Below are 14,097 nucleotides of genomic sequence, written 5' to 3'. Positions count from 1 at the left end.
AAAATCATCAAAAAGGAGGAGGACCAGGGAAGCCATCAGAAGAGGTAGCGGCAGAGAGAGGATCATCGGCAGGACCTGACCCGCTATTCATACGAGAACCTATGATCTCGCCACCCTCGTCGACAGGTGTATAACCTGCGTCAACAGGATCCTGGAAGCGGGTAAACTCGCCGCGGAAGTTGAGCAGCACATCGCCTGTAGCACCCTTACGATGCTTGGCTATGATAATCTGAGCCATGCCATGAAGGTCGTTTCCCTTCTCGTCGACAAAGATGTGATAATACTCAGGACGGTGAACGAAGAGCACCATATCGGCATCCTGCTCGATGGCTCCCGACTCACGAAGGTCGCTCAGCTGAGGACGCTTGCCCTCGAGTCCCTCACGGTTTTCCACATTACGCGACAACTGCGACAGGGCGAGTACCGGAATGTTGAGCTCCTTGGCAAGCCCCTTGAGCGAACGGGAAATTGTGGAAACCTCTTCCTGACGGCTACCAAACTTCATTCCGTTGGCGTTCATCAGCTGAAGATAGTCTATCATAAGGAGCTTCACACCCTTTTCTCTTACCAGTCGGCGTGCCTTGGTTCGCAGTTCGAAAACTGAAAGTCCTGGTGTATCATCGACATAAATGGGCGCACCAGTAAGGTCGCGCAACTTGCGGTCGAGTCGCTCCCACTCTGTATTGTCGAGCTGTCCATTCAGAATCTTATGTCCAGAGATTTCACACACGTTGCTTATCAAGCGATTCACCAACTGGACATTATTCATTTCCAAAGAGAAGAAGCCGATAGGAATATGATAATCGACAGCCACATTCTTGGCAATACTCAAGGCAAAAGAGGTCTTACCCATCGCAGGACGTCCGGCAATGATAACAAGGTCGGAAGGCTGCCAGCCACTGGTCATATCGTCGAGACCTGTATAACCTGTAGGAATACCGGTGAGTCCACCCGAGTTCTTGGCGGCACGCTGCAGAATATCGACAGCGTCCTTGATGACAGGGTCAATCTGGGTATAGTCCTGCTTCATGTTGTTCTGCGACAGCGTGAAGAGTTCTGCCTCAGCATGCTGCATCAACTCGTCTACATCGACACTCTCGTCGAAGGCCTGTGTCTCAATATCAGAGGCATAATGGATAAGCTGGCGCTGAAGAGCTTTCTGAGCCAGGATGCGGGCATGATACTCGATATGGGCTGCCGATGCCACCTGCGAGGAGATATCCATGAGATAGGCGGCTCCACCCACACGGTCAATCTCACCCATCTTGGTAAGTTCGTTGACGAGTGTCATGATATCCACAGGACGCTCCTCCATATTCATCTTCTGTATAGCCTCATAGATTTTCTGATGACGAGGCTCATAGAAGGTGGATGGCTTCAGCATCTCTGAAACCATAGAGAAAGCATCCGAATCAACCATCAGGGCGCCCAATACCACTCTCTCCAACCCGATATCCTGCGGCTGAAGATGAGCATATTTGGTGTCTATCTGAGGTTTGGCGCCACTGCGGCGCCTGCTGTTGTCATTATTATTATTGGTTGGCATTTTTGATTACTTGTTTTCTTCTTTTTGTTCTATTGTTTTCTCATTTCTTCTGAGGGCTGAAGAATTTAACTTCTTGGAAAGCCCATTACTCCTATAGAAACTTATTTCGCTGTAAAATGATTGTCTATCAAATTCAGCATCATGGCATATTCCACCTGCGTCACATTATGTCCGAGAAGCAGTCTCTTGAACTCAGCAATGCGACTGAAAACTTTATTACGGTTATTCTTATTGACCAGAGCATAGCCTCTCATGCTATCCTGCGCATCTTTGAGATGTCCTCTGCACCATTCTATGATACCCAGCAAGAAGAGTTCTTCGTTATAATCATCCACTTTCTCCTCTTGCAGCATCATGACGAGTTTGTTGAGTTCCTCTCCCGCCTTTTCTATTTCATTGTTGTCGAGCAATACACGAACAAGCAGTAGCATGTACATGCGGTTGTTGGGATATTTGTAATCCAACTCGTAAGCCACTTTCAGAGCCTCGCTGTAAAGATATGTGGAACGCAGACTGTCAATCTTGGAAAGAAGGAGCGAAGGATTATCGCCCAACTTATCGCTCAAGGCGTCGAAGATATCAAGCGCCTCCTTGTACTTGTCCTGCTGCAGATAGCATTTCACCAACAACTTGCCTACTGCCACATTTCCCGGATTCTTATCAAAGATGGGTTTCAGCAAAAAGACTGCTATATCATAGCGTTTCCTAACATGCATCATACAGAGTGCCTTCAAGACGACTCCGTCATCAGAATCTAAACTGAAATTGCGCAAATAATGGTTGAGTTCTACATAATTCTTGCTTTTGGCAAGGAATCGGCATACGCTGAGATGCACATCATCCAAATCATCAAAATCGGTAAAGACATCGCTGCTCAGGAAAGCAGGATCGATCCAAGAATTACTTTCGTTGACAAACGGATTGGGGAAGCCATTGCGCATAGGAGCCAACTGGAAGAATCGGTAAAGATCCTGCAGATAGTTACGACGTAAGGCCACCGCATCATTTTGCAGGAAGTCAAAATCTTCGCTCTTGGGAAGTTTTACAGATGTCGGAAAAATCATATCCTTGTACTGAGGCATACGCTCAAGAACGTCTTGCAAAGAGAAAAGAAGACTGTACTTGTCACCTTCGCTCATAGTTGAACCTGCGATAGAAATCATAAAATCAGCTTTGTCGCCAAGAGCTTTCTTCAACTGGCTCATATCGGGATGGTCAATCGTGAAAGGCACAAACCAGTTGGAGAAGCGATGAAAGAAGGCATAATTCTTCATCTTGCTGAAGGTGGAATAGTTGACATCAAGTCCTGCATCCCTCCTAACCTGCATTTTCTCCATGGTTTTGTCCAACTTGTCCATAAGACGGTCTTCCATCTCGGAATCTACTATCTCCTCGACAGAGGTGTCCTCCAGTACGTTGCTCTTCATCATCTTGTAGCCATTGTGGCTCAACTTGATGAGATCGGGCATGATATTCTTGTCGATGTCGGCAGAAACCGAAGAGGTTTGCTGGCACAGGAAAATCTGCTTCTGCAACGACTGCAAATCCTTCTTCACCCGTTCGACCTGCTGTCCGTCCAAGAGTTTCTCCTTCATGTCGGCTGCATAGATGGAAGACCAGGGCATAGAGAGAGCCAAACCTATCAAGGCATGCTGGCGGATAACCTCACTGGCAGAAAGCTGATAGACAGAAAGCAACGTTTCCGACTTCTGTAGATCGAAACTCACAAGACAGGCCAACATCATGGCGCTCTCTATCATCAAAGCTGCTACCTGAGAAATCTTTTCCTCTACCAACAGAGTGGTTACATATTGAGAAATAGTACTGTTCCACTGATGGCTTACAAGAACAGCATCGAAAGCCTTGCGAAAATCCTCGAAGGAAGCATCCGACTGTTCCAACCTCTGAAGAATCGACGTCAGGTCGGCACCATTGATGCGGATGGCAGCAGCCTTGAACACCTGATTGGATGAAATTGCCCTTTCAAGCTCTACATGGTGCTCCAGTTTTAAAAGCCGTTCTACAAGAGAGGAAAAGACTGAGAGTGCATTGGGGTCTTTGCTGGCACATGCGAAAAAATGCAACATGCGGTTATAGTCGTCCAACAGGTCTTCCACCTCAGCCCTAAGGTCTGTCATGCTGAATTGAGTATCAATAACAGACTTCAACTGATATACATATTCATTAAAATGTTCCATGAGCTGGATCTTGTCCTGCTGATGTAGAACCAAATGTAAATCGCTTGACATTTTTACTGCTATTTAGTTTTTAATAGAGTTCGCTATGTTCTGATCGTGCTTACGCGGACTTCCGGCATGCTGATAACGAAGCTTTGGCAAGGCATCAACCGTGCGGGCATCAACACCGCAATTCTTGATAATCAAATCCTTGTAATGCTGCACTCCGTTCTTGTTGATACTGTCAACAGCCATATTATAAGCCTTGATAAAGAGATCCAACTGCTGCTTGCGACGTGGTTCCTTCAAGGCCTCTGTACGGAAAGCGAACACACCCAGACGTACGTTCTTATCACGGCTGTCCATCAACTTCACATGACCTTCAAGCCGAGCACGTGTGGCCTGAGGCTCAGAAAGGAGCACGGCATCCATCTCGTTGTTGAGCAACATCTTGAGTCGTATGTTCACGTCATTGATCTGCACACGATAGACATCATATTTGGGATGTACGCTGTCGATGGCAAGAGTGGCAAGATAGTCGGTTGCAGAATAGCGGGTGATGGCAATCATCTTGTCAGACAACTGCTTGAGTTCGGAGATACGCGAACGCTTGTTGGAAATAATCTGCCAATAGGCAGAGGTCGCGATAGGAAAGGTAAGTTTTGTACCCTTGGACTGCAGACGTGCAGCCCTAACCAAATCAGTCACCGAACCTTCTACTCGCTTGTTGGTCAACGCAGTATCGCAGTCCATCTGTGCATTGAAATGACGCAGATGAACATCCACACCCAACGTATCAAAGAGATGAAAATCCTTTGCCACAAGCACTGGCAGACAGTCGAGCGTAGGCATCACTCCCACCTTGAACGAGGCGCGGTCGATGCTGTCGAGCCGAGCCTTCTCTGCCTTGCTCAAACGCGCACGCTTCTCATGAGAATCGCCACAACTGCTTATCCCCAACGCCGCACAACAAACGAATAATAATAAAAATATTTTCTTATTCATTATAAAATATTTTACTCCACATAAAGTACGAGTCCCTTCAGATACTCACCCTCTGGATGATAAATATTGATGGGATGGTCGGCAGGCTGATGCAACTGATGCAGGATTCTCACCTTTCTGCCCACCTGGGCTGCAGCCGTAAAAACAGCATTGCGGAAATTGTCCTTTGTGACCACCTGCGAACAGCTGAAAGTAAAGAGGATGCCTCCTTTCTTGATGCGCTGCAGGCCCTTCACATTGAGACGGGTATAACCCTTCAAGGCATTGCGCAGAGCTGCACGGTGCTTGGCAAAGGCTGGAGGGTCGAGCACGATGAGGTCGTACTGCTGGTCGTGCTCGTCAAGATACTTGAAAGCATCTTCGCAGAAAGCCTCATGTCGGGCATCACCTGGAAAGTTGAGCGCTACATTATCGTTGGTCAACTCTATGGCCTTGGCACTGCTGTCTACCGAGTGTACTTGCTTGGCATCGCCACGCATGGCATAAACAGAGAATCCACCCGTGTAGCAGAACATATTGAGCACGCTCTTGCCCTTGGCATACTGCTCCAAGAGCGAGCGGTTCTCACGCTGGTCGACAAAGAAACCTGTCTTCTGTCCGCGTAGCCAGTCGATATGAAACTTCAGTCCGTTCTCCATCGCCACATTGCTGGCATCGCCACCTACGAGGAACCCATTCTCTTGATGCAGGTCAGCTTTATAAGGCAGAGTTGTCTCGCTCTTATAATATACATTGGCAATACGATCGCCCATCACCTGCACCAAGGCCTGGCAAATCTCGTTGCGGCAGACATGCATGCCCACACTGTGCGCCTGCATCACGGCTGTAGAACCATAGCAGTCTATCACCAGTCCAGGCAGATAGTCGCCCTCGCCATGCACCAGTCGATATGTATTGTTGGTAGGACTGTCGGCTATACCTACACCGATACGAACATCGAGTGCAGACTGCAGACGCTCGCACCAGAAGTCGGTATTGATCTCTATATCCTCGAAGGAAAGCACACGTACAGCGATAGAGCCTATCTGGTAATGACCTACGGCTATAAACTCGCCCGCGGCTGTGATGACTCTTACCGTCTCGCCTTCCTCGATGCCCTCGTCCATGTGATGAATGGCACCTGAGAATATCCAGGGATGAAATCGCTTGAGCGACTCTTCTTTTCCTCTCTTCAGAAATATCTGTTTATACATATTTTATTTTTATTGAACATTAGCAAGTTCAGAAGTTATAGTAATTAAACAAAGTTATCACTCCCTTCGGTCGTTAGAAGTTACAGCCAACAGCCTTTTGGGTTGAATACTCAGCCTAAAACATATGGCTTAGACTTCTCCAACTTCTTTAAATCCTTTAACTTCCCTATTTGCGAAAGTTTAGTTTATTACTTTACAACGTTTTAAATAATAGGTGAAGATTGGGGCACTTCTTCATTCTTTGCCTCTTTACTCTTCACTACTTCACTCTCCGCTTCCACCAGTTTCACTGGTTCCACGAGTTCATAATCCCCATCCCGCGAGAGTCGCTGCAACTCTTCATATATCTTGATGCAGGTCCAGGCATCAGTAGCCGCATAGAGTTTCTGGGCATCTCGCAATATCGTCTGCTCCCAATTGCTCAGGCGCTGCGCCTTGCTTATCTTCATATGAAAGAGGTTGGCATAGAGTTTCTGCAAACTTTTGTCCTCAATACCAAACTTTTCAGCCACATCCTGCAACTCCACAAAATTGCCAGCCTTGAATTCTGCCCTGCGATGCAACTGCAACAGGTCGTCGTGCCAGGACAATCCCACCTTGACTACTTTCTTATCCTCCAACAATCGTATGATGGCAGGCGTGATGCCCGTCAGGTTCAGACGAAAGAGGAAACAGGTGTCGTGCGTACTCACTTGCAGCAACGACACCTCATATCTTTGACCCTTCTTGAATGAAGGACGAGTTTCTGTATCAAAGCCTAATATCTTCTGGCTCAGCAGATAATCCACAGCCTTCTCTGTCTCGCCAGGGGTGATAATCGTTATGATACGACCCTGAAACAACACTTTCGGAAGACCAGTAATTTCGCGCTTATCGAACTTTTTAAATAGAATCTTCATTAATCTTTTCTTACTTTCGATTGCAAAATTAAGAAAAAATGACGAGAAAATGACGAGTTTCTCATTTATTTTCTCTAATTTTGCAGATAAATAAATAATTGTATAAAAAATGGCAAAGAAAAAAACGCAACGCAAGGCCAAATCTTTCAGCGAGGCCTTAGGCTTGGAATATTTGTTCAACAACACTATAACTGACTTCTTTTTAGGATTAATTCTCTTCTTCGCATCTGTTTACGTCATCATTGCTATGGTGTCGTTTCTCAATACGGGGGCAGCCGACCAAAGTATATTGGAAGATTTGCAACAGGGAGAATGGATCAATACCGGACGACAGTTTCAGAACTATTGCGGCTCCTGGGGTGCCATCATCTCCTATTGGCTCATGTCGGTCAACTTTGGTTTCCCTGCCTTCCTGCTGCCTTTGTTCTGCGTGCTGGTGGGCTTTCAACTCATGCATGCCTATAAAATCAATTTGCTGAAATGGTTTCTATGCATGATGGTGGTTATGTTCTGGAGCTCGGTAACTTTTTCCAAGCTCCTCACACCACTTATGGGTGACCTCATCTTCAATCCTGGCGGTAAACATGGACTATTCGTCGTACAGCGGCTCGAGGACATCATGGGACCTCCGGGACTCACAGCCATCCTGCTCATCGTTGCCGTGGCATTCCTCACCTATCTTACTACCGAGACCATCACGGTCATCAGAAAGGCTCTCAACCCTATTGGATTCATATCCAAGAGGGTGTCTTTCGAAATCACCAATCACAAAAAAGATGAAGAGGAACCTGTTACCGACGAGGCTGAGGACAATCAGACCGAACCTGTAGAGGAGGAAGATGAAGACCTGCCAAGCACCGTGCTTGAGGAGTTCAAAGACCCAGAACCTGCACAGGTGATCGACCTCGACGTGAACCCAGAAGAAGGCCTCAAGAAAGACGAGAACACGCAGGCCGAAAACCCTATAGAAGAAAAGTCGCTGCTGGAGAAACAGCGTGAGCTTCGTGCCCAGAAGGCTGAACAGGAGGCAAAGGATGCCAACATGGTAGCTGGAGGAAATATCGATATGGATATATCCATAGCTGCCGCCGACGAAAAGGCACACGGAACAGTGGTAAGCAATGTGGAGCATCTCAATACGCCCATCAACCCCAAGGAGCCTTTCACCAAGTACAAGTACCCCACCCTGAGCCTGCTCAAGAAGTATGAGGACAATGGCAACTATATCGACGAGGCAGAACAGATAGCCAACAAAAACCGCATCATCGAGGTGTTGGGCAACTTTGGTGTTACCATACGTACCATACGAGCTACGGTGGGTCCTACCATCACACTCTATGAGATACAGCCTGCCGAAGGTGTTCGCATCTCTAAAATCAAGAATCTCGAGGACGACATCGCCTTGAGTCTTGCAGCCTTGGGAATACGTATCATTGCTCCTATCCCTGGCAAGGGAACCATAGGTATCGAGGTGCCTAACGCCAAGCCTAACATTGTGAGCATGGAGAGTATCCTCAACTCCAGAAAGTTCCAGGAAACAAAGATGGAACTGCCTATCGCTCTGGGTAAGACCATTACCAACGAGGTGTTCATGGTCGACCTGGCAAAGATTCCTCACCTGCTCGTTGCCGGTGCTACCGGTCAGGGTAAGTCTGTAGGTCTGAATGCCATCATCACCTCCTTATTATATAAGAAGCACCCCAACGAACTGAAGTTTGTGCTTATCGACCCTAAGAAGGTAGAGTTCAGCGTTTACTCACGCATCACCAACAAGTTTATGGCAGCCTTGCCCGATGAGGAAGAGCCTATCATTACCGATGTTACCAAGGTGGTTCGCACACTCAACAGCCTGTGTGTGCTCATGGACAGCCGATACGACTTGCTGAAGAAGGCAGGAGCCAGAAACATCAAGGAGTACAACCAGAAATATATCAACCACAAACTGCGTCTTACCGACGGACATGAGTACATGCCTTACATCGTAGTTATTATCGATGAGTTTGGCGACCTTATCATGACCGCAGGCAAGGAGGTCGAGCTGCCTATAGCACGTATCGCCCAGCTGGCACGTGCCGTAGGTATACACATGGTGATAGCCACTCAGCGTCCTACCACAAGCATCATCACGGGTAATATCAAGGCCAACTTCCCAGGCCGTATCGCATTCAAGGTTACAGCCGCCATCGACTCCAAGACCATCCTCGACCGTACTGGTGCCAACCAGCTGATAGGACGAGGCGACATGCTCTATCAGGGAGGACAGGAGCCTGTACGTGTACAATGTGCCTTTGTTGACACACCCGAAATCGAGCGCATCAACGAGTATATCTGCGAACAGCCTGGTCCTATCGAACCTATGGAACTGCCAGAACCAGCCAACGATGACAATGCCACAGGAGCAGGAAACGTGGATACACGTAATCTCGACGCATTCTTCGAGGAAGCTGCCCATGCCATTGTCCTATCGCAACAGGGAAGTACAAGTATGATACAACGTCGATTCTCTATCGGTTACAACCGTGCCGGACGACTCATGGACCAGCTTGAGGCTGCCGGCATTGTAGGAGCAGCACAGGGCAGCAAGCCAAGAGAGGTGCTCGTACAGGATGAGAACCAACTCAACAACCTGCTGGCTGCACTCCGTGGACAGTAATTCAAAAAAAAATGGAGGATATTGCCAATAGACAAGAAGGAATGTCACTTTCTTTGGTCTATCGGAAATATCCTTCCTATAAAATCAGGATTAATAGAGTTAACACACTAAAAACATGAAGAAAACGATTCTTATCGCACTCATGGCCCTGATAGGGCTAAGTGCATTTGCCCAGAGCGCCCAACAGGTACTCGACAGAACAGCCAAAGTGATAGGCAACAAGAGCGGTGCAAGCGCCAACTTCACCATATCAAATGCGAAAATAGGTTCAAGCAGCGGCACTATTGCCATCAAAGGAAACAAATTCAATGCCCGTACGCCACAAGCTATCGTATGGTTCAACGGAAAGACTCAATGGTCATATCTGAAGAAGACCAACGAGGTAAACATCTCTACCCCAACCCAGGCTCAACAGATGGCAATGAACCCCTATACCTTTATTAATATATATAAGACAGGATATAAAATGAACATGAAGAAAAGCGGCAACAACTATCAGGTTCATCTGACAGCACAAAACCAGAAACGGTCAGTTGCCGAACTCTACATCACCATCAATCAGAAAACCTACGTTCCCTCGCAAGTCAAAATGAGACAGGGCAAAACATGGAGCACCATCAAGGTGAGCAACTTCAAGGCACGCAGCATACCTAACAGTTCGTTTGCCTTCAACGCCAAGGAGTTCCCTTCGGCTGAAGTCATCGACCTCAGATAATAACCCTAAAAGGAACTTCGAAGCAAGCACTTTCCTACCTATATATAATAAGGTGTTTCACATCTATAGCTTCCCCATTTAAGAAAGTTGTATAAGATGTAAATGCAAGAAAACTCAGTAAATAAAGGTGAAATGTAAGGAATTTGGAGAAATTACAAAAAATATTTGTAATTTCTCCAAATTTATTTTGTAGTTACAAATAAAATGCCTATCTTTGCATCGTAAACAAATAAAAACAAAGCGAATGACAGAGCAAGAGGCATACAATAGACTACAGGAAACGGGTATACGCCCATCCAAACAAAGGTTGGCTATCATGGACTGGCTCATTAATCATCCCATCCACCCCACGGTAGAGGATGTTTACCAAGGACTGTACAAGCAGATTCCTACCTTGAGCAGGACTACAGTTTACAACACCCTACGCATGCTGAGCGAAAAAGGAGCGGCACAGATGATCACCATCGACGAACACCGCGTGTGCTACGATGGAAATCCGAAAAGTCACGTGCACTTTTTCTGCAAGAAATGCGGACGAGTCATCGACCTGATGGATGAAGACGCACCACAGTTGCAACACGAGATTTGTATCGACGGCAACCTCGTGCAGGAACAGCAACTCTACTATAAGGGCATCTGCTCCGACTGTATTGACGAAATGGAACAGACCGCTTTGCAAAATCAAGAAGCAAGAATTAATTAACAACAATTATACAACAATTAAAATACAAAGCATTATGAAGAAAAAATTTATTTGTACTGTTTGTGGTTATATCTACGAAGGTACTGAGGCTCCAGAGAAGTGTCCTATCTGCAAGGCTCCTGCCAGCAAGTTCAAGGAGATGGAGGATGCTGTTGACGACGATATGACATTTGCTACTGTTCACGTGTTGGGCCAGGCCTACAAGGACAGCGTTAACGAAGATGTTATCAAGGGTTTGAAAGACCACTTCAACGGTGAATGTGGCGAGGTAGGTATGTACTTGGCCATGGCACGTCAGGCTGACCGTGAGGGCTATCCTGAAATAGCAGAGGCTTACAAGCGCTATGCTTACGAGGAGGCCGATCATGCTTCACGCTTTGCCGAGTTGCTCGGCGAGGTTTTGGGCGACACAAAGAGCAACCTCGAGGCACGTATTGCTGCCGAGAAGGGTGCATGCGAGGACAAGTTCCGTATCGCCAAGCTGGCTAAGGAGCAGGGTTCTGATGCTATCCACGACACCGTTCACGAGATGGCAAAAGACGAGGCTCGCCACGCTGCAGGATTTGCAGGTCTCTACAAGAGATACTTCAAGTAAAGAAAGCCGAGATGAGACCATTCTCATCACGACAACATACAAGAGAATCCTTTCTTTGCAAAGGGTTCTCTTTTTTTGTCTTGGCTACAAATAATTTTATCTGCAACAAAGTGCCAGCCTACTTTTGTTCTTCTACATTGTTATGTAAAGAATCAGGCTTGATGCTTCGCTGAGAACTGTATTCAAAGATGCCGATGGCAACGATTGTATGTAAGCAATCATTTTATCTCATCAAAGAACGAAATATTACAGAGGCATAAGTCACCAATCTGAAATAGACTTGAACCAACAAAGGTGGTCTGACATTGTTTTTACCAAAACTCGTGGCATTATGCACACCTGACCAACGATGGATGGCGCATGGTTCATCAATGAGATGAAGCTTTTTGCGCCATATTGCACTATACTGAAAGTACTTATCGTGTCCTGCCACATGGGAAGGAATTGGCAAATAGTATTTTAGCTCATCCTTAGAAAATCCCATGCAGAAGCCATAAATACCCATACCTTTTGGAGCAAAGAAAGGGATACGGTGTTCATATATCAGTTTTTGCCCAATCTTCAATTTCTCATCCCCAAAATAAAAAGCAGTAGCTACTAAACCACCATATTTACGTAACACAGACAAAGACTTGTCTATTTTTGAGGGAAGCCATACATCATCTTGGTCTGCCAGAAACAGATAGTCGCCAGTAGCTTTGGTAATGGCATTCTCAAAATTAGAGGATGCTAATCGATTAGCTTTAAAATACTTATACTTGGAATAATTTTTATGATGGAAAATCTTGATACGTGAATCATGATAAGATTCAAGGATTGATATTGTGTCATCAGTAGAACCATCATCAGAGACTATTATCTCCAACTCTACATTATCATTCTCCTTAAACATCTGACTCAAGATGGAGTCCATCTGCTCCTTAATATATTTGGCACCATTATAGGTAGCCATACATATAGAGACTAACATATAGAAAAAAAATAAAAGGTTGCTATAAAACGATAAGCGTAGAACTTGATTCGGGACAACGAGCCACAAGACTAAAAATACCTAAGAATATGATAAAAAAGAAGCGTAAGCTTCACTTATCATACTCTCAGGCATTTGGCGTGGCCCGTATATACCGATAAGATCCGCCTACGCTATAGCGCAGGCGTTCACTTAATCTACGGTATATACATCTTTTAATCGCCAAATTTCGAGAGTATTCCGAATATAGTAAACGCTATGTATCTCAATAAATTATATGTCTATGCTGTTGATTTTTCTTGTTTTGTTTTTATTTTAATTGTTCGACATGATGTTATGATGGAGCGGAGTCGTAAAGTCTTCACTCTTTATCGTTTGCAAAAATACAAAAAACAAATGAGACGGAGAACGTTTCATTGCACAAAGTTTGGTGATTACATGAAAAAAAGTAAATTTGAGCCAGAAAACTATGTTTTTTATAACGGAGGAACGTGTATGGATAAAATAAGATATACTTGAAAGAAAAAATAGGTGAGCCAAAAAGGTTCTCACCTCCACAACCTAATTAGCAGATACTATACAACCTAATTAGCGGATGCTATAATTGATATAAAGAACGCACGCAAAAGAGAAGATACCGAATAAAGTACTTCACGTTATCGTAGTCCCATGGATACTTTTTAGGCTCGTATAAATCTAAATTGCATAAAGCTCTCTATTTTTTACCACATCATCATTCCTGTTGATACGAACAGGAAACTCAAGCAATGTACCACATCTATAGACAGTACTTACTTTACCGACGAAGGACTACTTTTTTGAAGGACATCTGAAATTAAAAAGATGATAAAAAAGCATTATAAAAGGGCGCTACAACCATTTTTCATTTTCAACATCTATTTTTTCGCCTATTTTTCATAGATTTCTCCAAAAAAGTTCTTTAACATCACAGAATTTTGTTATTTTTGCAAGGCAATATATAAAGAACAGACAAAAGTCTATTGTTTAATTGCAAATAACAATATTGTCAAACTTTTAAATTTTAATTAAGAAACAGACATTACACAAGACTGAAACGCCAGGGACATGATGTTCAGATGCACATCAACCCTCAATGAGACTTTAAACGAGGTTTCACCTCAAGATTCTTTAACTTAGCGTTTCCGTTCTATACTTTTAAGATATTGAGCTTTTAGCTCTTGTTCTCGCCTTTGAATACCGCCAATATTCGCACAATGAGAACAAGCAGTATGAAAGTTCACGCTCATAGGCGTGGACTGTTCTATGCTTGTATTGTGCAGGTCACTTGGCGGTAACCTAAAGGCGCAAGCTACGAACGGTTGCACGCCTTTTTTATTGTTGTTCATGAAAAAAATATTATTAGTTATGCTAATGGCTTTTGTTACAAGCATGTCATTAGTTGCAAAAGAACCTTCACAAGGATTTTTGAATGGTGCATATGCTAAAATGATGGCACAGTCAAAGATGATAGATTTCGCAAAAAACCATACACCGACAAAATCTATTGTTTACTATGGGAGTTTCACTTTGTGCCCATCAACAGGACAAAATTCCTCTTTGTCTGGTCAGGGCGGACGCATCAAAATGCGTTCGCCTCCAAAAGTTTTGACAGGTAATTTT

At 45.0% G+C, this 14,097-nt stretch carries 11 protein-coding genes; 5 read left to right on the top strand and 6 right to left on the bottom strand.

Annotated features, from left to right (window positions below; genetic code table 11):
- Nucleotides 1-7: 7 nt before the first annotated feature.
- The 5 genes from dnaB to F7D20_RS12175 all read right to left on the bottom strand — a co-directional run bounded on the left by dnaB (nucleotide 8) and on the right by F7D20_RS12175 (nucleotide 6,820).
- Complete coding sequence (dnaB, locus tag F7D20_RS12195) at nucleotides 8-1,546, bottom strand: replicative DNA helicase (RefSeq protein ID WP_158464283.1); 1,539 nt, start codon at nucleotides 1,544-1,546, stop codon at nucleotides 8-10.
- A 101-nt stretch (nucleotides 1,547-1,647) separates the two neighbouring features.
- Nucleotides 1,648-3,795 carry a tetratricopeptide repeat protein gene (locus F7D20_RS12190; protein ID WP_158464282.1) on the bottom strand — a complete coding sequence of 716 codons (2,148 nt, stop codon included), beginning with the start codon at nucleotides 3,793-3,795 and terminating at the stop codon, nucleotides 1,648-1,650.
- 12 nt (nucleotides 3,796-3,807) lie between these two features.
- A complete protein-coding gene (locus tag F7D20_RS12185) occupies nucleotides 3,808-4,728 on the bottom strand; it encodes an ABC transporter substrate-binding protein (RefSeq protein ID WP_158464281.1) in 921 nt (306 codons plus the stop codon).
- Between the two features lie 11 nt (nucleotides 4,729-4,739).
- The gene (locus tag F7D20_RS12180; protein WP_158464280.1) at nucleotides 4,740-5,921 is read right to left on the bottom strand and encodes a class I SAM-dependent rRNA methyltransferase; all 1,182 of its coding nucleotides are present in this window, start codon (nucleotides 5,919-5,921) and stop codon (nucleotides 4,740-4,742) included.
- A gap of 203 nt (nucleotides 5,922-6,124) precedes the next feature.
- On the bottom strand, nucleotides 6,125-6,820 hold the full coding sequence (locus F7D20_RS12175; RefSeq protein ID WP_022251588.1) for a 3'-5' exonuclease: 696 nt from the start codon (nucleotides 6,818-6,820) through the stop codon (nucleotides 6,125-6,127).
- A gap of 109 nt (nucleotides 6,821-6,929) precedes the next feature.
- Between F7D20_RS12175 and F7D20_RS12170 the strand changes: the two genes are divergently transcribed.
- The 4 genes from F7D20_RS12170 (at nucleotide 6,930) to F7D20_RS12155 (ending at nucleotide 11,486) form a co-directional block, all read left to right on the top strand.
- On the top strand, nucleotides 6,930-9,473 hold the full coding sequence (locus F7D20_RS12170; protein ID WP_022251589.1) for an FtsK/SpoIIIE family DNA translocase: 2,544 nt from the start codon (nucleotides 6,930-6,932) through the stop codon (nucleotides 9,471-9,473).
- Nucleotides 9,474-9,588: 115 nt separating this feature from the next.
- The gene (locus F7D20_RS12165; protein ID WP_158464279.1) at nucleotides 9,589-10,188 is read left to right on the top strand and encodes a LolA-like putative outer membrane lipoprotein chaperone; all 600 of its coding nucleotides are present in this window, start codon (nucleotides 9,589-9,591) and stop codon (nucleotides 10,186-10,188) included.
- 244 nt (nucleotides 10,189-10,432) lie between these two features.
- Nucleotides 10,433-10,891, top strand: coding sequence for a Fur family transcriptional regulator (locus F7D20_RS12160; RefSeq protein ID WP_158464278.1), 459 nt, complete (start codon nucleotides 10,433-10,435; stop codon nucleotides 10,889-10,891).
- 34 nt (nucleotides 10,892-10,925) lie between these two features.
- Nucleotides 10,926-11,486, top strand: a complete 561-nt coding sequence (locus tag F7D20_RS12155) for an NADH peroxidase (RefSeq protein ID WP_022251592.1) — start codon at nucleotides 10,926-10,928, stop codon at nucleotides 11,484-11,486.
- Nucleotides 11,487-11,709: 223 nt separating this feature from the next.
- On the opposite strand, the gene F7D20_RS12150 is transcribed toward F7D20_RS12155, so the two are convergent.
- The gene (locus tag F7D20_RS12150) at nucleotides 11,710-12,438 is read right to left on the bottom strand and encodes a glycosyltransferase (RefSeq protein WP_158464277.1); all 729 of its coding nucleotides are present in this window, start codon (nucleotides 12,436-12,438) and stop codon (nucleotides 11,710-11,712) included.
- Between the two features lie 1,383 nt (nucleotides 12,439-13,821).
- On the opposite strand from F7D20_RS12150, the gene F7D20_RS12145 reads away from it, so the two are divergent.
- Nucleotides 13,822-14,097 (top strand): hypothetical protein (locus F7D20_RS12145; RefSeq protein WP_158464276.1); only part of this gene is annotated, 276 nt, incomplete at its 3' end.

This window comes from Segatella copri, from assembly GCF_009495355.1.
Lineage (GTDB): Bacteria > Bacteroidota > Bacteroidia > Bacteroidales > Bacteroidaceae > Prevotella.
Note: the sequence above shows the minus strand (reverse complement) of the source record. Positions and strands in the feature narration are given on the sequence as shown.